This is a genomic window from Shinella sp., assembly GCF_035998705.1.
Taxonomy (GTDB): domain Bacteria; phylum Pseudomonadota; class Alphaproteobacteria; order Rhizobiales; family Rhizobiaceae; genus Shinella.
This window is the reverse complement of record NZ_DASYHH010000009.1, coordinates 38,245-57,692: the sequence shown is the minus strand read 5'-3', so window position 1 is coordinate 57,692 and position 19,448 is coordinate 38,245. Positions and strand designations below refer to the sequence as shown.

Here is a 19,448-nt window from a genome sequence, read left to right as displayed (position 1 = left end):
CCGGACATCCCGAAAACCCTAGGCGAGTTCGGTGGCGAACTAAATCGCCGCGAATCATGTGTTACGAGTGATGCACAGATTTGTTTGCCCTGCAAAGGGCAAGGCCTATCGGGCGTCGATGGTTCTGAGCCCGAACCACTTGTCCTTGACCGCCTCGAAATGCACCTCGGAACGGTATTCCGCCACGTCGAGGCCCTGGCTGCGCACCGTCAGGCTACCGGTAGCGGCGAGCAGCGAATAGCTCGCCACGACCGCATTGCGCTGCACGGCGGCAAGGTCTTCCTGTGCGTCGAGCACGTTCTGCTGGGCATTGAGCACGTCGAGCGTGGTGCGCTGGCCGACGTTGCGTTCTTCGATGACGCCGTTCAGCGCTTCGTTGGCCGCACTGATTTGCACGCGGATAGCCGCTATGGAGGCGGTCGCCGCCTCATATTGCGCATGCGCCGAAGCGATCGTGCGCTGGACTTCCATGCGCGCGGAATCCACCAGCAACTGACTTTCGCCGAGCCGTTCCTTTGCCTGGCGGATCTGACCGTATTCGGCACCGCCCTGATAGATCGGAACGGTCAAGCGAGCGGATACCGCGCCCCTGAGATTGTCCTGCGGTCCGTCTTCCGTATTGACGGACTTGTAGACGCTTCCCTGCAAGGAAACACCTGGCAACATGGCGCCTTCCGCTTCCTTCACGTTGAAGCCGGCCGCATCTGCGCCGCGCATCGCGGCAAGGATGTTCGGATTTTCCTGCATGCCCGTCGCCACTGCATTGTCGAGCGAACGCGGCATAGCCTTCTTGGCGGACGACGGCTGCTTGATGCCTTTCGGCGTTTCGCCGACGATCTGCACATAGGCCGCCTCGCTCTGCTTCAGCGACGAGACGGCTGCGGTCAGCAAAGCATTGGCGGCGGCAAGTTCGGCTTCAGCAAGGCTGACGTCCGTGCGCGTACCCTCGCCGACATTCAGGCGCGCATTGGCTGCTTTCACCTGCTCCTTGAGGAAGGCAATGTTCTGCTTGCGGATCGACACGACTGTCTGGTCACGCGCGATGTTGGCATAAGACTCCACCGCCGCCAGAAGAATGGAAATCTCCTGGGCGCGTAGCGATTCACGGTTTGCCAGCACATTTGCCTCGGCGGCCCTGACCCGGTAGAGCGTCTGGAAACCGTCGAATATCTGCTGGCTGATCGTGATGCCGTAGCTCGACGTGATCACCTCGGTCCGTCGGCTGCCTGTGTGCTGACCAATAAGATTCGCACGCCCTACGTCAAGGTCTGTCCGGCTGGCATCCGCTTCTGCCACGCCGGTCACACGCGGCCTCATCCCCGCCTTGGCAATCGTCACATTCTCATCGATCGCACGCAGAGCCGCACGCGCAGCGTTCAGGTCGGGGTTGTTCTCGTAGGCCTTGGCCATCGCGCCGGCGAGCGTTTCTGCGGAGGCCGCCTGAGGCACGAGGTGGACGGCGGTGGCGAAGGCTAGCGCAAGGGCGGTTCGACGAAGAATGGACACAGTACGAAACTCCGATCCTGGCCAGCCCGTCGCATGAGCTGCCTTTACACAATTCTCACCGGCCGCAGGCCGGGCACGCTTTCAGGCAGCGGCAGCCCTTCACGGACGGTGCCGCGCCGACCGCGATAATGCCTCTTCGCCCATTCGGGAACAGTCGTCAGGCCCATCAGGAAGGATTTGGTAACGACAATAGGACAGGCCCGTTGCGAAAGTGCAACAAATCGGGCCTGCCCGCCATAAAGCGCGTCAGCGCTCTCTCAGAAGACGAATTCGTTCGCCTTGCGGAAGCCCGGCAGCGGCTTGACGGCCGTGTTGAAGACGTTGCGCTCGGAAACCCGGCCGCCCTCCTTGATATAAAGTCGGGCCTGCGAGGCGTTGCCGTAGCCTTCGACGACGACCAGGCGACCACCATCGCGAAGCTGCGCGAAGATCGCGTCGGGCACGAATTCGACGGCGCCGTGCACGAAGATCACGTCATAGGGCGCTTCCGGCGCGTAGCCTGCCTCGAGATCGCCGGTGACGACGGCGACATTGTCGTGGCCGAGGCGCGACAGCGCGTCCGTCGCGGTGGCGGCAAGGTCGGCATCGCTTTCGAGCGCCACGACGGAGCTGCCGAGGCGCGACAGGATCGCGGAGGCATACCCCGTGCCGCAGCCCACTTCGAGCACCACGTCCGTATTGGCGATCTCGGCGAGCTGGATCAGCTTGGCGAGCGGCGATGGCTCCATCAGGTAGCGGCCGGGCACGAGCTGGATATCGTTGTCGATATAGGCAAGCGGCTTCACCGCCGAAGGCACGAACTCTTCGCGTGCGACGGTGAGGAAGGCGTCGAGCACCTCGTGCGACGTCACGTCCGTCGTACGGATCTGGTTGTCCACCATCTTCGTGCGCGCTGCTTTGTAGTCAATCATCTCTAGCCCTGTGAGTAAGCGGCAGACCGCGGCACGAAGGCCCGGTTGCGATGCCGGATGCGTCGCAATTCTCTTAGTGCGGTTTCGGGCCGGGTGTCCAGTGGCGGCGACGGGTTGCGCGCAAAAACCGCGGCCCGCCCGGTTCGAACCATGTGCCCCCGGAATTTCCAAGGGTTATCATGAATAAAATACTCAACATATTATTGCCTGCGCCATGGTAAATGTCGTATTGAGCACTCAGGTTTTACGGATGCCAAGGCAGCCGCACCATGCCCGTTTCTGTTGAACGGGCTTCGATTGAAGTAAGATATGTAAGAGGAATACGCCGTGCCGAAACGGTCTCGCCTGCTATTCGCGATCTTCCTGATGGCGCTTGCCGCCCCGCACGCCGTTCCGGCGCAGACAGAGGAGACACCATCGGTCCAGACGGTCGGCCAGCCGGGCACGACCGGCCAGTCCACGGGCGCTGCAACAGGCGGCGCTTCGACGACGGACACGACCGCACGCCCGACGACGACCGAAGGCGCCGCCGAAACCGCGACGGACCCGGATGCCATGGCCGCCGAGGAAGACGCGACCGAGCTCGACGCCGTCGATGACGCCGCGGGCGAGCGCCAGGCCGGCCTGCCGCACGACCTTTCCCCCTGGGGCATGTTCATGGCGGCCGATATCGTCGTCAAGGGCGTGATGATCGGCCTCGCCTTCGCCTCCGTCGTCACCTGGACCGTGCTGCTCGTGAAGCTTGCCGAACTCGGTGCCGCGCAGCGCTCCGCCAGCCGGGCCGTGCGCCGGCTCGTTGCCGCCCGCGGCCTGGAAGATGGCGAAGAGGCGCTCGGCCGCAACCGCGGCGTGGTCGCCCGCATGACCCGCGCCGCGCGCGAGGAAATGGAGGCTTCCGAGGCCGTTCTCGACCACGTTTCCGACGGCGGCGTGAAGGAACGCCTCGCCTCGCGTCTCGGCCGCATGGAAGTTCATGCCGGCCGCCGCATCGCCAAGGGCACCGGCCTGCTCGCTACGATCGGCTCGACCGCCCCCTTCGTCGGCCTGTTCGGCACCGTCTGGGGCATCATGAACTCGTTCATCGGCATCTCGAAGGCGCAAACCACCAATCTCGCCATCGTCGCACCCGGCATCGCCGAAGCGCTGCTGGCGACGGCCATCGGCCTCGTCGCCGCCATTCCCGCCGTGGTGATCTACAACTTCCTGGCGCGCGCCATCACCGGCTACCGCCAGAACCTTGCCGACGCCTCGGCCGCCATCGAACGGCTCGCCAGCCGCGATCTCGACGTGCGCCGTGCCGTGCGTCACGCCGCGCCGCGCAGCGAGCGGGCCGGCGGCTCCGTCGTGAAGATCGGGTGACGCCATGGCGAGCAAGATCAAGGAAGGCGGCGGCGACGACCTGGAGGAGAACAGCGAAATCAACGTGACGCCGTTCATCGACGTCATGCTGGTGCTGCTCATCATCTTCATGGTGGCAGCACCGCTTGCCACCGTCGATATCAATGTCGACCTGCCCTCCTCCGTCGCCCAGCCGACGCCACGCGAGGACAAGCCGGTCTTCATGACGCTGAAGAAGGACCTGACGGTCTCGATCGGCAATGGCGAGATCGGGCGCGACACGTTCGGCCCGCAGCTCGACGAAGTGACGGACGGCAACAAGGATACGCGCATCCTGCTGCGCGCCGACAAGTCCGTCGATTACGGCAATGTCATGGATGTCATGAACCTGCTGCGCGCCGCCGGTTATGGCAAGATCGCGCTCGTCGGCCTCGAAGGCGCCGCCCCGGCTGCAGCCCAATAGGAGCGAGGCGCGCCTTCGGGCGCGCCGCCTGTCTTCGTTGTCCGGGCCGGTTGCTACCGCTGGAAAATATCGATCTTGTGCCTGGAAAGCAGTTGTAGTGACCTGTCCGGCGCGATCCGATAGGTCTCGACATAACGATCCCCGAAATTGTCGCGGAACAAATGCTCGAACGTGCTGCCGATGGGCGCCTTCGTGAGCTTGCTCCGCGGCTGGCCGTTATAGGTGATGCTGCCCGGGATCGGCTCTATGGCATAGGCGGTGGAGTTTATGACCGCAAACGTCATCGCTATGGCCGCCAGGGTCTTTATCGTGCGCATCGGACATTCTCCTGTTCGTATCGATTTCGTCAGACTGTAGATGGGGTTGGCGGAGCCTTTGTTCCACCAAAGGAGCGAACGACACGCATGCCGGCGGGAAAAAATTCACAATCCACCGGAAGCCCCTTGCGCCCTTTCTAAATTCGTTCTAAACGCCCGGCATCACTCGCTTTATAGCAAAACGGACGGCCTCGTGGCGGAGTGGTGACGCAGAGGACTGCAAATCCTTGCACCCGAGTTCGATTCTCGGCGAGGCCTCCAATTCCCAATTTATCATAGACTTACGTCGCTTGCTTATGGAACCTTCCCTTGGGGCAGGCCATTCCACTTCCTGCCCGTCGTGACATCGTGTTTTGGCGTCTTGCTGACCTGCCGGCGCCGGGAAACAAACATCCTTTTGAGAGATACGCGCCGCCAAGTCGCTCGCGCAAACTCGGCAATTAAGCAACTGTTTTCATTACAGAAGTTTAATCTTGCATTCACTTCTCGTTCATCGGCGCGGACCTAGGCTCTGCGCATCGACAACGAGGAACTACCCCATGAAAATCTTCATCCGCACGCTTCTTGCCACTGTTGCCCTCTCGGTCGCGGCCGTACCGATGGCACAGGCCGCGCAGCAATACGGCCATGATCGCAAGCCCGGCTATTCGCAGACCTACAAGAAGAAAGTCGAGACCAGGAAGAAGGTCGTGACGCGGCGCGCCTGGCACCAGGGCGAGCGTTATTCCGACTGGAAGCGCCGGCCGGCCGTGCGTGATTATCACCGCCACGGCCTGCGCAAGCCCAACCGCGGCCAGCAATGGGTCAAGGTCGACAACAACTACCTGCTGCTGAGCATCGCCACGGGCGTCATTCTCGGCGTCTCAGCGGCCCGCTGAATGAACAAAACCCCACCGCAGACGATCTGCGGTGGGGTTTTCATTGTTAAGCCTTCAACGGATGAGCAGCGCCGTCCCATAGAGCCCGAGCGCGAAAACCGTATGTGCCACCAGATTGAGGACCCGCACCGTATTGGCATTCGGCAGCTTCGATGCCGCCACGCCGATGCCGAGGCCCGGCTGGAGCAGGAACCAGCCCGCCCCGACGGTGACGATGCCGAGAATCCAGGCCGGCAGGAAGGTCGGGGCGGCAAACCATGCCTCTCCGACGAGGAGCGCCAGGATCACGCCATAGAGAATGCCGACTGCGTAGTGGCCGATCCAGCCGAGCGCCAGCTCGTTGGCATAGGGCGACGCCTTGCTAATATCGTCATGAAAGACCGTGCCGTTCTTCAGGTGCCAGAACCAGCGGCCGACCGGCGCCCAGTTCGGCCGCGACTGGCGAAAAACTTTCCAAAGCACGATCGCCCAGATATCCATCAGCACGGTCGCGCCGATGCCGATCGCGACGCCCTTCAACAACAATTCCATATGCTTCCCTCACCCTTAAAAGCCCTGCCGGGGTTTAGAGCAGGTCCGCAGCGTCGATGCAATAAAGAGAGAGGGCACGTCAGCGTGCGTTGCGGCGGGCCTTGCGGGTCGCCCACCAGACGGCAAGGCGGCGGCGCTGGCGACGGACGAAATGGGAATCGTGCGACAGCACGAGCAGGCCGAGCGGCACCATCCAGAATCCGAGGATCGGCAGGAAGCCGAGAATGCCGCCGACAATGAGGAGAATGCCGATCAGGGTGCGCAGCCAGCGGGATTCCGGCAGTTTCATGCGAAAACGTCCGATCACGATCTCCCGCGTGCGCGGGTCGATCCCGAAATGCATGTTTGTTTTTCGCGTCGTCATCCGGCTTCCACTTGCTGTAAAGCCCGGTTTTCCAGGGCTTGCCTGCCTCCCAGTTGGAGACTTCTCCACAATCAATCAAGTCCGGTGCATTTTTTTGTCAAAAAGCGCTTGGCAAATCGATCCAGCATTTGTATTACGCGCTCACTCCGCAGCGAGCGGATGATCCCTGGTAGCTCAGCGGTAGAGCATTCGACTGTTAATCGACAGGTCGCCGGTTCGAATCCGGCCCGGGGAGCCAGATTCAAGAAGGGCTGCGCTGAAAAGCGCGGCCTTTCTGCTTTTGTTCACATGCAAATTCGAGGAGCCGTCCGGGCCGGGACCGGGCTCCTCTTTCATCGATCCAACAGTGCTTCGAGATTTCCGCCTAGCGCAGGTTTGCCGGCGGGCGCTTCACGTTCATCTGCAATTCGTGGCGGCTGGCGAAGCGGCCGAAGAGCAGCAGGAGCTTGCGCTCCTCCGCCTTGTCCAATCCGTTCTTGCGGCAATGCTCGATGACGTCCAGGACATTGCGGGTCTGGCGGGGACTGAACTGGCGATTGTCGATGTGGTGCGTCATGGCGGGCTCCTCGCTTCGGCATTCAAGCAGAGAAGAAACGCGCCGGGCAGTTCTTTGTTCCCGGCGCTTGGTCCCTCAGGCCACCATTCCGGCACCCGCCTGGCCGGCGCTGCGGGCGAGGCCATAATCGCGATCGGGCATTGCGCGGCGGAAGGTCTGGCTGCGATCGCGCGGCCGCACCGAGGTGTCGGCGAGCGGCGTTCCGATTATCCCGTCCGCATAGGTGCCGGTGGCCATGTCGTTGTCGCGGTCGACCGGGTTCACCTGAAAAAATCCGAAAAGCATCATGGTATCTCCCGTTTCCCACCGAACGGCCAGACAGGATTTCGGTTCCCGCCCGCGCGCCGAATAGACGCAAAATTAACCATGTTTCCTAACAGGTCGTTAAAGCCCGACGCCTTTTCGGCCGGCCTTGCGCAATTTTGTGATCCGACCTGTCATGATTCACGTCTTGCGTTCAGGACCATTGACGCTAGCTTACCCTTGCGTCGGGTTGGCAGAGGGGCAATCGATGAATACTGAGTTGATTTCGGGACAGACATTTTCAGATCACGACCTGTTGACGACGGCCAATTTCGCCACCCGCGCGAAGGGACTGCCGTTCCGCGCGAAAATGGTGTTGCGCGGCCTGCTCGGACTGGAAACCGGTGCGCTCGCCATAACGGTGCCGAGCGGCCAGACCTTCGTGATCCGCGGCACGACGCCCGGCCCGAACGCAATCGTGAAACTCAACAACTGGAACCTGGTGTACCGCGCCGTCAGCGGTGGCACGATCGGCGTCGCCGAAAGCTATATGGACGGCGATTGGGAAAGCCCGGACGCCGGCACCTTCCTCGAGCTCGTCCTGGTCAATACGAACATCGTCAGCAACTATACGAACGGCCCGCGCGGGCTGCTCCTGCTCGTCGAAAAATTCCGCCACTGGCTGAACGCCAATACCCGCCGCGGCTCGCAGCGCAATATCTCGGCGCATTACGATCTCGGCAACGACTTCTATTCCCAGTGGCTCGACCCGACGATGACCTATTCCTCCGCGCTCTATTCGCGCGGCGCAAACGACCTCACCTCCGCGCAGGTCGCGAAATATCGCGCCCTTGCCGAGGCGACCGGCATCGGCCCGAACGACCATGTGCTGGAAATCGGCTGCGGCTGGGGCGGCTTTGCCGAGTTCGCCGCCGGCGAGATCGGCTGCAAGGTCACGGGCCTGACGATCAGCCGCGAGCAGCTCGCCTTTGCGCGCGAGCGCATGGCCAAAGCCGGTCTCACCGACCGGGTCGAGCTGAAGTTCCAGGACTACCGCGACGAGACGGGCACCTACGACCGCATCGTCTCGATCGAGATGTTCGAGGCGGTCGGCGAGAAATACTGGCCGGCCTATTTTTCCAAGCTGAACGAATGCCTGAAGCCGGGCGGGCGCGCCGGCCTGCAGATCATCACCATCCTGCAGGAAGCCTATGCCGACTACCGGGCGAACCCGGATTTCATCCAGAAATACGTCTTCCCCGGCGGCATGCTGCCGACCCGCGAGCATCTGGCGTCACTCGGCCGGCAGTTCGGGCTGTCGACGGCCTCCGACATCGGTTTCGGCCACGACTATGCCCGCACCCTTGCCGAATGGCGCCACCGCTTCTGGGCGGCCTGGGAGCGCATCGTGCCGCTCGGCTTCGACGAGCGCTTCCGGAAACTCTGGGAGTTCTACTTCTACTATTGCGAAGCGGGTTTTCGGGCGCGAAACATCGACGTGCGGCAGGTGGTTTATACCCGTCCCCTCGCCTGACACGCGCAGGTTAAAAAAAATCCCTCTGGAAGCTCACTCTCAGGGAACACGATTTCTTGCAAAGCGCCGCTTGCCGGCCGAAAAGACGTTTCCTAATCTAGGTTTAAAACGCGAGGCTCGGGTCCCATGGCAATTCTTCCGTCCGTTCTGGATGCAATCGGCAATACGCCGCTGATCCGGCTCAAGGGGGCGTCCGATGCGACGGGCTGCGAAATCCTCGGCAAGGCGGAATTCCTGAACCCCGGCCAGTCGGTCAAGGACCGCGCCGCACTCTATATCATCCGCGCGGCGGAACGCTCCGGAGCACTGCGTCCCGGCGGCGTCATCGTCGAGGGCACGGCCGGCAATACCGGCATCGGGCTGGCGCTCGTCGCGCAGGCGCTCGGCTACCGCACCGTCATCGTCATCCCGGAAACCCAGAGCCAGGAAAAGAAGGACGCGCTGCGCCTGCTCGGCGCAGAGCTCGTCGAGGTGCCTGCCGTTCCCTACAAGAACCCGAACAACTACGTAAAACTTTCCGGGCGGCTTGCCGAGCAGCTTGCCAGGACCGAGCCGAACGGCGCGATCTGGGCCAACCAGTTCGACAATGTCGCCAACCGCGACGCCCATATCGAGACGACGGCGCCGGAAATCTGGCGCGACACGGATGGCAAGGTGGACGGCTTCGTCTCGGCCGTCGGTTCCGGCGGAACGCTGGCCGGCGTGGCGGCGGGCCTGAGGGCGAAAAACCCGAACATCAAGATCGCGCTTGCCGATCCGGATGGCGCGGCACTCTACAACTATTATGCGCATGGCGAACTGAAATCCGCCGGCAGCTCGATCACCGAAGGCATCGGCCAGGGCCGCATCACGGCGAACCTGGAAGGGTTCACGCCGGACTATTCCTACAATATTCCGGATTCCGAGGCGGTTCCGCTGGTCTTCGACCTGATCGAGAAGGAAGGCATCGCGCTTGGCGGCTCGTCGGGCATCAACATTGCCGGCGCGATCCGGCTTGCCAGGGACCTCGGCCCCGGCCACACGATCGTGACGATCCTCTGCGACTATGCTAACCGCTATCAGTCCAAACTCTTCAACGCGGACTTCCTCGATTCGAAGGGCCTGCCGGTTCCGGCGTGGCTGAAGGCGAAATCGGGGATCAAGGTCCCCTATCAGCCGGTCGAATAGGTCTCATGTCCCTGCCAACCACTGCCCTCTTTCGCGACGATTTTTATCTTTCGACAAACGAGGCGGTGGTGACGGCGGTGCACGAGGACGGCGGCATCGAGCTCGACCAGACCTGTTTCTACGCGACCTCCGGCGGCCAGCCGGGCGATACCGGCTTTCTGGAGCGCGCCGACGGTTCCCGCATCGCGCTCGGCCCGGCCGTCAATGGCGGCACGAAAGAGATCATCATCCACCGCCCGCTGGAGGGCGAGGCGTCGCCGATCGTCGGCGAGACGGTGGTCGCCCATATCGACTGGGCGCGCCGCTACAAGCTGATGCGCATGCACACCGCCTGCCACCTGCTCTCCGTCGTCTGCCCCTACCCCATCACCGGTGCCGCCGTCGGCGAGGATGACAGCCGGGTCGATTTCGACATGAGCGAGACCATCGACAGGCAGGAGGTGACGGACAAGCTGATGAAGCTCGTCGAGGAAAACCATCCGATCTTCGTGCAGTGGATCACCGATGCGGAACTCGCCGCCAATCCCGGCATTGTGAAATCGAAGAACGTGCGCCCGCCGATGGGCCTCGGCCGCGTCAGCCTCGTCTGCATCGGCGAAAATTCTTCGGTCGACAGCCAGCCCTGCGGCGGCACGCATGTCTCCGAAACGCAGGAAGTGGGCGCCATCCACATCGGCAAGATCGAGAAGAAGGGCAAGGAGAACCGCCGGTTCCGCATCCGCTTCGGTGCGCCCGGATCCGAGGCCTGAAGGAGAAAACCATGTCCAATGACAAGAGCAGGTTCGTCGTCTCGGCGGATTGGGTGGAAAAGCAGCTCGGCGCGCCGGAATTCCGCATCGTCGATGCGTCCTGGTATCTGCCGGCGCAGAACCGCAACGGCGCTCTGGAATATGCCGCCGGCCACGTTCCCGGCGCCGTGTTCTTCGATCAGGACGTGATCGCCGATCATTCGAGCCCCCTGCCGCATACCGTGCCCTCGCCGGCCTACTTCGCCACAGAAGTGGGCAAGCTCGGCATTTCGGATACGGATACGATCGTCGTCTATGACGGCCCCGGCATCTTCACGGCGCCGCGCGTCTGGTGGCTGTTCCGCACGATGGGGGCCAAGAACGTCTTCGTCATGGACGGCGGCATCGACGGCTGGAAGAATGAAGGCCGGCCCCTGCAGACCGACCTGCCGGAGCCCGCCCCCGCCGTCTTCCACACCAACTTCAATCCTTATGCCGACACCTCCTTCGAGGAGATGCGCGGCATCGTCTCGACGGGGTCGAAGCAGATCGCCGATGCCCGTGGCGCCGGGCGCTTCACCGGAGAGGAAGCCGAACCCCGCGCCGGCATGCGCTCCGGCCACATGCCGGGCGCAAAGAGCCTGCCGTCGGGCACCTTCTCGGTCGACGGCAAGTTCAAGGACCTCGCAAGCCTGCGAAAACATTTCGAGGATTCGGGCATCGACCTTTCGAAGCCGGTCGTCACCAGTTGCGGCTCGGGCATCACGGCGGCGATCATCACGCTGGCGCTCACCTCGCTCGGCCATGACAACAATACGCTCTATGACGGCTCCTGGTCCGAGTGGGGTGGCCGGGACGATACGCCGGTCGTGACGGGAAAAGACTGATGGCGAAGAAGACCCAGGCCGCACCGATCGCCGTGCATATCACGGCGCTCGAAATGACCGCGCCGCCGAAGCAGAGCCTGCCGGTGCCGGTCAACGTGCACACCGCGATCCTCAATGCGCCGGAAATCCCGCTCGCCTTCTACCGCTTCCTCTATCGGCAGGTCGGCAGCCGCTGGCACTGGGTCGACCGGCTGCGCATGAACGACGAGACGCTCGCCAAAACGCTCTACGACAAGCGCAACAGCGTGACGGTGCTCTATGTCAACGGCGCGCCCGCCGGTTTCTTCGAGCTGTCGCAGATCGACGAGGACGTGGTCGAGCTCTCGCATTTCGGCCTGTTCGAGCGCGCGCTCGGGCTCGGCATCGGCAAGTGGTTCCTGCTCCAGACGCTCTATGCCGCCTGGTCGCTCGGGCCGAAGCGCGTGACAGTCACCACCAACAACCTCGACCATCCGCGCGCCCTCCAGCTCTACCAGATGTTCGGCTTCTCGCCGGTCGGCACGCGGGATGCCGAGATCGTTCCGCTCTCCGACGCCGAGCTGCTGGCGCTCGCCAAGCGGGATTGTCTGCTGCCGCCGGAGCCGCGTTAATCAATCTGAACGGGAGCCAACAGCCGGTTCAGCTCCCTTTCAGACCGCCCATGGCAATTTCCGTTCAACAGACGATCAAACGAACAGGAAACATCGCCATGCAACGCCGCGCCTTTCTGACCGCGTTCGCCACCGCCCTTGCCGTCCCCGCCTTTTCGGGCCTCGCTGTCGCGCAGGAAACCCCGTCCTCGGAGATCATCCTGCGCCGTCTCGACGCGGCACCCTCGCGCCGCCTGCGCGAAGAGGAACGGGTGACCGTGCGCGAATTCAAGCGCCGTCCGGACCTGCGCGGTGCCGCACCCTCGATCAACATCCAGTCGATCAACTTCGCCTTCGGTTCGGCGGATATTCCGCGCTCGGAATATGGCAAGGTGCGCCAGATCGCGCGGGCCATGGAGCAACTCCTCAAGCGCCGCCGCCGCGCCGTCTTCCTCATCGAAGGCCATACCGATGCCATCGGTTCGGCCGCATCCAACCAGGTGTTGTCGGAGCGCCGCGCCGAATCGCTGAAGCGGCTGCTCGTGCAGGAATTCTATATCCCCTACCGCGCGCTCGAAACGGTCGGCTACGGCGAGGACTACCTGCTGGTGCCGACGCAGAACGAGGAATGGCGCAACCGGCGCGTGACGCTGCGCCGCATCGACGAGTTCGTGCGCTGATTTCCCCTCCTGAAAGCATCACCGCGGGCGCCGGCAGGCTCTCGCGGTGATGTCGTTTTGGCGGCCTACTTCGGCGCTGGAAACGACCGGGCAACTATGTCATATGACTGTCACGAGCATTTCCCGAAGGCGATGGAGCCGTGGACGGATCGATCGGCATACAAACGGAATTTTTCGCTCGCATGGACAGCCCCACCCCCGATCTTCGCGATTTGCTTGGCAAGCGGGTGCGCGTCCTGCACACCAAGCGGCGCCTCAGCATCCAGAAGCGCATCGTCGTCTTCGAGCAGCAGACCTATGTGCTGCATTTCTTCCTGCTGAAATCGACGAAGGACCGCTTCGAGGACGCGGTCGGACGGCTGGAGGCGGCCGGCATATCCGCCCAGCATGTCTGTGCCGGCACCGCGTCGTGGGCCGACGCCATCAAGGCCGGCGGCCATTGGCTGGCGCTCTCCTACCTGCCCGGCAAGCCGCTGACCCAGAAGGCGCATCCGGCAGCGCTCGCAGCGCTTGGCCGCACGCTCGCCAGGCTCAACACGATCGAGGGGGCCGCCACCGGGGCGCTCTTCGAACGCCGCCGGCCGGTCCTGCCGCATGAGGGTTACCTCGCCCGGTCCGGCGCCCTGCACAGCCCGGAAGAGCGGCGTTGGATCGAGGAGAGCCTGGCACGCATGCGACGCCTGCCGGCCACCCAGCTGACCCATGGCGACCTCTACGGCAGCAATATCATCGAGCAGGACGAGCATGCGATCGGCCTGATCGACTATGAACTGATGACCTATGACATTTCGGGCATAGAGCTTGCCGCAACGATGATGCGACCCTTCTGTCGGCAGACCGCACAGCGCCGCAGCCTGCTCGACGGTTATCTCGGCACCTGTGCCGCCGACCTGCGCGCGACCTGGCTGGCACACGCGCCGGATCTCGTCTTCACCGCCACCACCCGGCTGCTCGCCGCACGGCGGCAGCGGATATGGCACCTGAAGATCCGCGACCGGCTTTTTTCCGTCGCCGAGGTTGTGCCGCTGCCATCGCTGCGCAAGCGGTTGAAAGACCGGCGCGAGGCCATCGCGAAAAACATCACGTCCGCCGAGGCGAACGAGGCCTACTACCAGCACATCGCGAAAACCATGGTGGGCCTCTGCCTTGCCGATCCGGTGATCGACCCGATCCGGCTGCTCGAGCAATGCGACAAGGCGTTTCGCAAACCGGTCTGACGGGAATCGGGTGTCGCAATCGCGGCCAATGATGAAGGATTGCGGCACCTTGCAACCGGAGCCGCCAAAGATGTCCCTTCGTTTCCTGCCCATGCCGACCGAAACCGCGACCGCCTACTGGAGCGGTGGCAAGGATGCCTATGGCATGGTGCCGGAGCGGCATGTCTCCGACGGCGACGGCGTGCCCTGTCGCCACTGCCTGCGGCTCGTGGGGGCCGGCGAGACCTATCTCGTCCTGGCGCACCGCCCCTTCCCGGCCCTCCAGCCCTATGCGGAAACCGGCCCGATCTTCCTGCATGCCGAGCCCTGCGCCGCCCATGGTCCGTCGCAGGACCTGCCGCCGATGCTGACCAGCCGCGACTATATCGTGCGCGGCTATTCGGCGAGAGACCGCATCCTCTACGGCACCGGCGCCGTGGTGCCGACCGGCGATATTCCCGACTATGCCGCCGCGCTGTTGGCGCGCGCGGATGTCGCCTATCTCCACATCCGCTCGGCGCGCAACAATTGTTACCAGTGCCGCGTCGAGCGCGCATGAAAAAGGCCCGGATCGCTCCGGGCTTTCTTCCTTCATTGCATGCAGGCCGGATCAGGCGACGTTCAGCACTGCTTCCGGGGCATAGGCCTCGTAGCCGAGCGCATCGGCGACCGGACGGTTGGTCACGCGGCCCCGGTGCACGTTGAGGCCGGCGCGCAGGTGCCGGTCCTCGGCGATCGCCTTCAGGCCCTTGTCGGCGAGTTGCAGGCCGTAATGCAGCGTCGCATTGTTCAGCGCATGGGCGGAGGTGACGGGCACCGCGCCCGGCATGTTGGCCACACAATAGTGCACGACGCCGTCGACCTCGTAGGTCGGGTCGGAATGGGTGGTGGCGTGCGAGGTCTCGAAGCAGCCGCCCTGGTCGATGGCGACATCGACGATGACCGCGCCCCTCTTCATGCCCGAGAGCATTTCGCGGGTGACGAGTTTCGGCGCGGCGGCACCGGGGATCAGCACGGCGCCGATGACGAGATCGGCGGAGAAGACTTCCTCTTCCAGCGCATCGATCGTCGAATAGCGCGTGTGGATACGGCCGCCGAAAATGTCGTCGAGCTGGCGCAGGCGCGGGATCGAGCGATCGACGATCGACACGTCGGCACCGAGGCCGGCCGCCATCTTCGCGGCATGGAGACCGACGACACCGCCGCCGATGATCGCGACCTTGGCCGGCAGCACGCCCGGCACCCCGCCGAGCAGGATGCCGCGGCCGCCATTGGCCTTCTGCAGCGCGGTGGCGCCCGCCTGGATGGAGAGACGGCCGGCAACTTCGGACATGGGTGCGAGCAGCGGCAGGCCGCCGCGCTCGTCCGTCACCGTCTCATAGGCGATGGCGGTGACGCCGGAGGCGAGCAGGCCCTTGGTCTGTTCCGGATCGGGTGCCAGATGCAGGTAGGTGTAGAGAATCTGTCCGTCGCGCAGCTGCGCCCATTCGGAGGGCTGCGGCTCCTTGACCTTCACCACCATGTCGGATTTCTGAAAAATATCCGCGGCGGTGGCCACGATTTTTGCGCCGGCGGCGCGGTAGGTGTCGTCGTCTGCGCCGATGCCGGCGCCGGCCTTGGTCTCGACGAGAACCTCATGGCCATGGGCCACATATTCGCGCACGGCCCCTGGCGTCAGGCCCACCCGATATTCGTGATTCTTGATTTCCTTCGGACAACCGATACGCATGCGCGTTCCTCTCCCAGTGCTGTTCCCGTTCATTGCCGCCGCTTGCCGGCGGGGACCACTATGGAAGCAGAGGACGCGTGCAATGTCCTTGCAAAGCAGGTTTGCGAAATGCACGATTGTCGAATATTCTGCGAATATCAGCGGAAATTTCGAAAGAAATTCGAATGGCGCATCTGGATGCAATCGATACTGCGATCCTGAGGGTTATCCAACAGAACGGCCGGATCTCCAATGCGGAGCTTGCCGAGCGCGTCGGGCTGTCGCCGTCGGCCTGCTCGCGCCGGCTCGACATTCTCGAAAAATCCGGTGTCATCAACGGCTATCACGCCCGCGTCTCGCCGAAGGCGCTCGACTACAAGATGATCGCCATCGTGCACATCTCGCTTTCCGGCCAGTTCGCCAAGACGCTGAACGAGTTCGAATCCGCGGTGAAGCTCTGCCCCAACGTGCTCGTCTGCTACCTGATGTCGGGCGAATACGACTATATCCTGCGCGTCGCCGCCAAGGACCTGGAAGACTACGAGCGCATCCACCGCGACTGGCTGTCGGCGCTGCCGCATGTGGTGAAGATCAATTCGAGCTTTGCGCTGCGCGAGATCATCGACCGGCCGAATGTCGGCATTTAGCTCGCGATAACCCGGTTGCGACCGGCGTTCTTTGCGGCATAGAGCCTGGCATCGGCGGCCGAAAGCAGGGCGTTCAGCGTCGTGCCGTCGTTGTAGCTGTTGGCGATGCCGATGCTGACCGTCACCGGCACGCCGTCCGGCCGGCGGACCTCCACCTCCACGATGCGGCGCAGGGCTTCCGCGCGCTCGGCGCCGACCTCTGGCGTGACATCCTCGCAGATCACCACGAATTCCTCGCCGCCGAAGCGGAAGACGCGGTCGGTGCCGCGCAGCGCCCGTTGCAGGCAGGCGGCCGTCTCCTTCAGCACGCCGTCGCCGGCGAGGTGGCCGAAGCGGTCGTTGACGTCCTTGAAATGGTCGGCATCGATGATCATCAAAGCCATCGGCTTGCCGGCCACCAGCATGGCGGAAAGCATGCGCGGCGCCTCGAATTCCAGGCGGCTGCGATCGTAGACGCCGGTCAGCGCATCGCGGCCGGACCGGTCCAGCAGGTCCTCGTAGCGTTCGCGGAAGGTGAGATCGGCAAAGATGTCCGAGATCGGCCGCGGCGAGACGGGAATGGCGGAAATGCGCGAATAGGAGAGATAGATGGTGATCAGCACCGCATAGGCGCAGGCCGCCATCATCTTCGCAATCCAGCCGCCCCAGAAGACTTCGACCGGCGCACCGTTGAGCAAATGCAGAGCGGCGAAGAAGCCGATCTGGTCGAAGGTCAGCACCACGACGCCGGCGACGAAGAAGCGCATGGCCGTGCGCTTCCTGAACACCCGCCCCAGCCGTTCGTAGAGCAGGATGATCGCCAGCGCATCGATATAGAGCAGCGTCGTGCCCCAGAGCATCAGCCAGCCCATCTCGTCGATGAAGGCGAGATCCGCGACGCGGCCCGGCACCACGCCGATCGTCTGGTGGTGGCGCAGGAAGAAGCCGAGGCCGACCGTCAGGAAATTGCCGGCGAGCAGGCCGTAGATCGGCGCGCGCACGACGGCGGCATCCTCCTTCACATAGAGAAGGAGAATCATCATCAGCTTGCCGGAGAACAGCACGGAGGAGCCCGGCGAGATGACGCCGAAGGGCAGCTCGATGTAAAAGACGGCAGCGAGATAGGTTTCGAGGAAGTGCATCACGCCGAGCGCGGCGATGAAGACGCCGATGCCGATCTGGTGGCGCAGATGCAGGATTCCCACCATGAAGACGAAATAGAATCCGGCCTCGATGAGAAGCAGGATCAGATTTTCAGTACCCATGGGCGATCCGCAGATTCTTCGACTGGCCCGACAGCTAAACGCAGGGCAAGAGTCGCAACAAGTCTTTTCCTGCGGATACAGGCAATCGCACCGGTTCTCCAGCGCGTTCACGTTCTTTTGTTCGACTCTTCACAGACCCGGGCGACAAATCGCCAGGCAGCGGTCAGACCTGCCGGCTGTCCACGCCGTCGCTGAACAGCGAAGGCCCGTGCTGGTCGACGATCTGCTTCGCCTTGCGCAAGGTCGAGGCGACCGTGTCGTCCCGCGAGGAGAACAGATCGGCGCGGATGAAGCTGCGGGTGAAGACCCGGTCGCCGTCCCGCTTTTCGATCCGCCCGGCGAGCCGATACTGGCCGCCTTCCGGAATGGGAGCCGCGACGAGGGTGAGGTCGTTGTAGGCCTCGGTTTCCTCCGCGATTTTCGCGGGGGCCGCCGAGTCGCCGCCGCGACCGAAGAGTTTTGAAAAGAACGATGCCATGGCCGATTGCTAACACAGGCCGCCGCGCCCTCCAAGAGGAGAGCGCGGCCAGCCCCTGCCCCTAGATGATGAGGTTTGCGAGAATTTCGTTTTCCGTGATGTCCTGGTAGCGCATGCCCGCGCCGTCGAAGGCCTTTTTCAGCGCCGCAAAATTCTCCGGCGCCTTCGTCTCGATGCCGATGAGGATGGAGCCGAAGTTGCGGGCGGACTTCTTCAGGTATTCGAAGCGGGCGATGTCGTCGTCCGGGCCGAGCATGTTGAGAAAATCCTTGAGCGCGCCGGGGCGCTGGGCGAGGCGCAGGATGAAGTATTTCTTCAGCCCCGCATGCCGCATGGCGCGTTCCTTGACATCCGGCAGGCGCTCGAAGTCGAAATTGCCGCCCGAGACGACGGCGACGACCGTCTTGCCCTCCAGCGCCTCGCGGCCGAGCGCATCCAGCGCCGTCAGCGACAGGGCGCCCGCCGGTTCCAGCACCACGCCCTCGACATTCAGCATGTCGATCATCGTCACGCAGATCGCGTTTTCCGACAGCAGCATGACCTGATCGGCCGAAAACCGGCTGAGGGCTGCAAAATTGAGGGCGCCAATCTGTCCGACCGCGGCACCGTCGACAAAGTTGTCGACCTGGTCGAGCGTCACCACGGCACCGCTTTCGAGGCTGCGCTTGAGGCTCGGCGCGCCGGCCGGTTCGCAGAACAGGAAGCTGGACGGGCCGATCCTGTCGGCAAGATAGCCGGTGACACCCGAGGCAAGCCCGCCGCCGCCGACCGGTAGCACCACGAGGTCGGGCAGCTTGCCATCGGGAAGCTGTGCCACGATTTCGGCCGCCACCGTCGCCTGCCCTTCGATGATGTCCACATGGTCGAAGGGCGGCACCATCAGCGCGCCGGTCGCCTCCGCATGCTCGCGGGCCGCCTTGTAGCACTGGTCGAAGAAGTCGCCGACGAGCTTGATCGTGACGAATTCGCCGCCAAAAATGCGCGTCTTGTCGATCTTCTGCTGCGGCGTCGTCACCGGCATGAAGACCACGCCCGGCACGCCGAAATGGCGGCAGACGAAGGCAAAGCCCTGCGCATGGTTGCCGGCCGAGGCGCAGACGAAGCTGCGCGCACCGTTCTCGTCGGCAAGGACTTTGCGGAAGAAGTTGAACGCCCCCCGGATCTTGTAGGAGCGCACCGGCGAGAGGTCCTCGCGCTTGAGATAGATCTCCGCGCCGTAGCGGGCGGAGAGATGTTCGTTCAGCTGGAGCGGCGTTTCGGGAAACAGCTCGCGCAAGGCCGCCATGGCCGCGTCGACGTCGGATGTCATGCTCTGGTCCATGTTCGATAGGAGTCTGGGTTCGATAGGGATCTGGGTTCGATGGAAAGCTGCTTGTCTTGCCTCAGGAAGGACAGATGCAGGGGAAGCCGATCATTCTTCAAACCTTTCCGACGCCGCGCAGCAGAACCGGTCCAAACCAAGGTGGACCGCGCCGGAAGCCATCCTTGAGTTTGGACAATGCA

The 19,448-nt window shown here is 63.4% G+C and carries 23 protein-coding genes and 2 tRNA genes; 14 read left to right on the top strand and 11 right to left on the bottom strand.

Annotated features, from left to right (window positions below):
- Window positions 1-105: 105 nt before the first annotated feature.
- Both VGN93_RS07005 and VGN93_RS07000 read right to left on the bottom strand, forming a co-directional pair.
- Window positions 106-1,410, bottom strand: a complete 1,305-nt coding sequence (locus VGN93_RS07005; protein WP_414714057.1) for a TolC family outer membrane protein — start codon at window positions 1,408-1,410, stop codon at window positions 106-108.
- A 353-nt stretch (window positions 1,411-1,763) separates the two neighbouring features.
- Entirely contained in the window at window positions 1,764-2,414 is a 651-nt protein-coding gene (locus VGN93_RS07000) for a protein-L-isoaspartate O-methyltransferase (RefSeq protein WP_327507003.1), read from the bottom strand.
- 369 nt (window positions 2,415-2,783) lie between these two features.
- Between VGN93_RS07000 and exbB the strand changes: the two genes are divergently transcribed.
- Both exbB and exbD read left to right on the top strand, forming a co-directional pair.
- Window positions 2,784-3,776 (top strand): tonB-system energizer ExbB, encoded by a 993-nt coding sequence (gene exbB, locus VGN93_RS06995; RefSeq protein WP_414714060.1) that lies wholly within the window; start codon window positions 2,784-2,786, stop codon window positions 3,774-3,776.
- Window positions 3,777-3,780: 4 nt separating this feature from the next.
- The gene (gene exbD, locus VGN93_RS06990) at window positions 3,781-4,218 is read left to right on the top strand and encodes a TonB system transport protein ExbD (RefSeq protein WP_327506884.1); all 438 of its coding nucleotides are present in this window, start codon (window positions 3,781-3,783) and stop codon (window positions 4,216-4,218) included.
- A gap of 53 nt (window positions 4,219-4,271) precedes the next feature.
- On the opposite strand, the gene VGN93_RS06985 is transcribed toward exbD, so the two are convergent.
- On the bottom strand, window positions 4,272-4,535 hold the full coding sequence (locus VGN93_RS06985; RefSeq protein ID WP_327506883.1) for a hypothetical protein: 264 nt from the start codon (window positions 4,533-4,535) through the stop codon (window positions 4,272-4,274).
- Between the two features lie 187 nt (window positions 4,536-4,722).
- Here VGN93_RS06985 and VGN93_RS06980 point away from each other — a divergent pair.
- Together VGN93_RS06980 and VGN93_RS06975 are read left to right on the top strand one after the other, a co-directional pair.
- Window positions 4,723-4,796: transfer RNA gene (locus VGN93_RS06980), tRNA-Cys, on the top strand.
- 278 nt (window positions 4,797-5,074) lie between these two features.
- Window positions 5,075-5,413 carry an RcnB family protein gene (locus VGN93_RS06975; protein ID WP_327506882.1) on the top strand — a complete coding sequence of 113 codons (339 nt, stop codon included), beginning with the start codon at window positions 5,075-5,077 and terminating at the stop codon, window positions 5,411-5,413.
- A gap of 54 nt (window positions 5,414-5,467) precedes the next feature.
- On the opposite strand, the gene VGN93_RS06970 is transcribed toward VGN93_RS06975, so the two are convergent.
- Both VGN93_RS06970 and VGN93_RS06965 read right to left on the bottom strand, forming a co-directional pair.
- Window positions 5,468-5,944, bottom strand: a complete 477-nt coding sequence (locus VGN93_RS06970) for a DUF2938 domain-containing protein (protein ID WP_327506881.1) — start codon at window positions 5,942-5,944, stop codon at window positions 5,468-5,470.
- Window positions 5,945-6,023: 79 nt separating this feature from the next.
- Window positions 6,024-6,308, bottom strand: coding sequence for a hypothetical protein (locus VGN93_RS06965; protein ID WP_327506880.1), 285 nt, complete (start codon window positions 6,306-6,308; stop codon window positions 6,024-6,026).
- A gap of 163 nt (window positions 6,309-6,471) precedes the next feature.
- Here VGN93_RS06965 and VGN93_RS06960 point away from each other — a divergent pair.
- A tRNA-Asn gene (locus VGN93_RS06960) sits at window positions 6,472-6,546 on the top strand.
- 126 nt (window positions 6,547-6,672) lie between these two features.
- Here the strand turns inward: VGN93_RS06960 and VGN93_RS06955 are convergent.
- Together VGN93_RS06955 and VGN93_RS06950 are read right to left on the bottom strand one after the other, a co-directional pair.
- On the bottom strand, window positions 6,673-6,864 hold the full coding sequence (locus tag VGN93_RS06955) for a hypothetical protein (RefSeq protein ID WP_319319125.1): 192 nt from the start codon (window positions 6,862-6,864) through the stop codon (window positions 6,673-6,675).
- Between the two features lie 75 nt (window positions 6,865-6,939).
- Window positions 6,940-7,152 (bottom strand): hypothetical protein, encoded by a 213-nt coding sequence (locus VGN93_RS06950; protein ID WP_327506879.1) that lies wholly within the window; start codon window positions 7,150-7,152, stop codon window positions 6,940-6,942.
- 223 nt (window positions 7,153-7,375) lie between these two features.
- On the opposite strand from VGN93_RS06950, the gene VGN93_RS06945 reads away from it, so the two are divergent.
- The 8 genes from VGN93_RS06945 (at window position 7,376) to VGN93_RS06910 (ending at window position 14,427) form a co-directional block, all read left to right on the top strand.
- Window positions 7,376-8,641, top strand: coding sequence for a cyclopropane-fatty-acyl-phospholipid synthase family protein (locus tag VGN93_RS06945; RefSeq protein WP_327506878.1), 1,266 nt, complete (start codon window positions 7,376-7,378; stop codon window positions 8,639-8,641).
- A 126-nt stretch (window positions 8,642-8,767) separates the two neighbouring features.
- Window positions 8,768-9,808, top strand: a complete 1,041-nt coding sequence (locus tag VGN93_RS06940) for a cysteine synthase A (RefSeq protein ID WP_319319132.1) — start codon at window positions 8,768-8,770, stop codon at window positions 9,806-9,808.
- 11 nt (window positions 9,809-9,819) lie between these two features.
- On the top strand, window positions 9,820-10,557 hold the full coding sequence (locus tag VGN93_RS06935) for an alanyl-tRNA editing protein (protein WP_319319825.1): 738 nt from the start codon (window positions 9,820-9,822) through the stop codon (window positions 10,555-10,557).
- 11 nt (window positions 10,558-10,568) lie between these two features.
- Window positions 10,569-11,423 (top strand): 3-mercaptopyruvate sulfurtransferase, encoded by an 855-nt coding sequence (gene sseA / locus VGN93_RS06930; protein WP_327506877.1) that lies wholly within the window; start codon window positions 10,569-10,571, stop codon window positions 11,421-11,423.
- Window positions 11,423-12,013 (top strand): GNAT family N-acetyltransferase, encoded by a 591-nt coding sequence (locus VGN93_RS06925; RefSeq protein ID WP_327506876.1) that lies wholly within the window; start codon window positions 11,423-11,425, stop codon window positions 12,011-12,013. The genes sseA and VGN93_RS06925 overlap by 1 nt, the downstream gene beginning before the upstream one ends.
- 98 nt (window positions 12,014-12,111) lie before the next feature.
- Window positions 12,112-12,672, top strand: a complete 561-nt coding sequence (locus tag VGN93_RS06920; RefSeq protein ID WP_327506875.1) for an OmpA family protein — start codon at window positions 12,112-12,114, stop codon at window positions 12,670-12,672.
- A 182-nt stretch (window positions 12,673-12,854) separates the two neighbouring features.
- A complete protein-coding gene (locus tag VGN93_RS06915; protein ID WP_327506874.1) occupies window positions 12,855-13,889 on the top strand; it encodes a phosphotransferase enzyme family protein in 1,035 nt (344 codons plus the stop codon).
- Between the two features lie 70 nt (window positions 13,890-13,959).
- Window positions 13,960-14,427 (top strand): DUF1203 domain-containing protein, encoded by a 468-nt coding sequence (locus VGN93_RS06910; RefSeq protein WP_327506873.1) that lies wholly within the window; start codon window positions 13,960-13,962, stop codon window positions 14,425-14,427.
- A 51-nt stretch (window positions 14,428-14,478) separates the two neighbouring features.
- Here the strand turns inward: VGN93_RS06910 and ald are convergent, their stop codons facing one another.
- Window positions 14,479-15,597 carry an alanine dehydrogenase gene (gene ald, locus VGN93_RS06905; RefSeq protein WP_319319148.1) on the bottom strand — a complete coding sequence of 373 codons (1,119 nt, stop codon included), beginning with the start codon at window positions 15,595-15,597 and terminating at the stop codon, window positions 14,479-14,481.
- Window positions 15,598-15,761: 164 nt separating this feature from the next.
- On the opposite strand from ald, the gene VGN93_RS06900 reads away from it, so the two are divergent.
- The gene (locus VGN93_RS06900) at window positions 15,762-16,223 is read left to right on the top strand and encodes an Lrp/AsnC family transcriptional regulator (RefSeq protein ID WP_256116110.1); all 462 of its coding nucleotides are present in this window, start codon (window positions 15,762-15,764) and stop codon (window positions 16,221-16,223) included.
- Here VGN93_RS06900 and VGN93_RS06895 read toward each other — a convergent pair.
- From VGN93_RS06895 to ilvA, 3 genes are all read right to left on the bottom strand, one after another.
- Window positions 16,220-17,467, bottom strand: a complete 1,248-nt coding sequence (locus VGN93_RS06895) for a GGDEF domain-containing protein (protein WP_319319152.1) — start codon at window positions 17,465-17,467, stop codon at window positions 16,220-16,222. The two genes, VGN93_RS06900 and VGN93_RS06895, sit on opposite strands and share 4 nt — an antisense overlap.
- 163 nt (window positions 17,468-17,630) lie before the next feature.
- Window positions 17,631-17,945, bottom strand: a complete 315-nt coding sequence (locus tag VGN93_RS06890; RefSeq protein ID WP_319319154.1) for an HlyU family transcriptional regulator — start codon at window positions 17,943-17,945, stop codon at window positions 17,631-17,633.
- Window positions 17,946-18,006: 61 nt separating this feature from the next.
- On the bottom strand, window positions 18,007-19,254 hold the full coding sequence (gene ilvA, locus VGN93_RS06885; protein ID WP_327506872.1) for a threonine ammonia-lyase: 1,248 nt from the start codon (window positions 19,252-19,254) through the stop codon (window positions 18,007-18,009).
- Window positions 19,255-19,448: the final 194 nt, after the last annotated feature.

Excerpts from the sequence above, each read along its gene's own strand:
- VGN93_RS06915 (WP_327506874.1), top strand. The coding sequence starts at position 12,855 with ATGGACAGCCCCACCCCCGATCTTCGCGATTTGCTTGGCAAGCGGGTG.
- ilvA (WP_327506872.1), bottom strand. The coding sequence starts at position 19,254 with ATGACATCCGACGTCGACGCGGCCATGGCGGCCTTGCGCGAGCTGTTT.
- exbD (WP_327506884.1), top strand. The coding sequence starts at position 3,781 with ATGGCGAGCAAGATCAAGGAAGGCGGCGGCGACGACCTGGAGGAGAAC.
- VGN93_RS06965 (WP_327506880.1), bottom strand. The coding sequence starts at position 6,308 with ATGACGACGCGAAAAACAAACATGCATTTCGGGATCGACCCGCGCACG.
- VGN93_RS06910 (WP_327506873.1), top strand. The coding sequence starts at position 13,960 with ATGTCCCTTCGTTTCCTGCCCATGCCGACCGAAACCGCGACCGCCTAC.
- VGN93_RS06945 (WP_327506878.1), top strand. The coding sequence starts at position 7,376 with ATGAATACTGAGTTGATTTCGGGACAGACATTTTCAGATCACGACCTG.
- VGN93_RS06975 (WP_327506882.1), top strand. The coding sequence starts at position 5,075 with ATGAAAATCTTCATCCGCACGCTTCTTGCCACTGTTGCCCTCTCGGTC.
- VGN93_RS06920 (WP_327506875.1), top strand. The coding sequence starts at position 12,112 with ATGCAACGCCGCGCCTTTCTGACCGCGTTCGCCACCGCCCTTGCCGTC.
- VGN93_RS06955 (WP_319319125.1), bottom strand. The coding sequence starts at position 6,864 with ATGACGCACCACATCGACAATCGCCAGTTCAGTCCCCGCCAGACCCGC.
- VGN93_RS06890 (WP_319319154.1), bottom strand. The coding sequence starts at position 17,945 with ATGGCATCGTTCTTTTCAAAACTCTTCGGTCGCGGCGGCGACTCGGCG.
- VGN93_RS06950 (WP_327506879.1), bottom strand. The coding sequence starts at position 7,152 with ATGATGCTTTTCGGATTTTTTCAGGTGAACCCGGTCGACCGCGACAAC.
- VGN93_RS06940 (WP_319319132.1), top strand. The coding sequence starts at position 8,768 with ATGGCAATTCTTCCGTCCGTTCTGGATGCAATCGGCAATACGCCGCTG.
- VGN93_RS07005 (WP_414714057.1), bottom strand. The coding sequence starts at position 1,410 with ATGGCCAAGGCCTACGAGAACAACCCCGACCTGAACGCTGCGCGTGCG.
- VGN93_RS06985 (WP_327506883.1), bottom strand. The coding sequence starts at position 4,535 with ATGCGCACGATAAAGACCCTGGCGGCCATAGCGATGACGTTTGCGGTC.
- VGN93_RS06970 (WP_327506881.1), bottom strand. The coding sequence starts at position 5,944 with ATGGAATTGTTGTTGAAGGGCGTCGCGATCGGCATCGGCGCGACCGTG.
- VGN93_RS06925 (WP_327506876.1), top strand. The coding sequence starts at position 11,423 with ATGGCGAAGAAGACCCAGGCCGCACCGATCGCCGTGCATATCACGGCG.
- VGN93_RS06900 (WP_256116110.1), top strand. The coding sequence starts at position 15,762 with ATGGCGCATCTGGATGCAATCGATACTGCGATCCTGAGGGTTATCCAA.
- sseA (WP_327506877.1), top strand. The coding sequence starts at position 10,569 with ATGTCCAATGACAAGAGCAGGTTCGTCGTCTCGGCGGATTGGGTGGAA.
- exbB (WP_414714060.1), top strand. The coding sequence starts at position 2,784 with ATGGCGCTTGCCGCCCCGCACGCCGTTCCGGCGCAGACAGAGGAGACA.
- ald (WP_319319148.1), bottom strand. The coding sequence starts at position 15,597 with ATGCGTATCGGTTGTCCGAAGGAAATCAAGAATCACGAATATCGGGTG.
- VGN93_RS06895 (WP_319319152.1), bottom strand. The coding sequence starts at position 17,467 with ATGGGTACTGAAAATCTGATCCTGCTTCTCATCGAGGCCGGATTCTAT.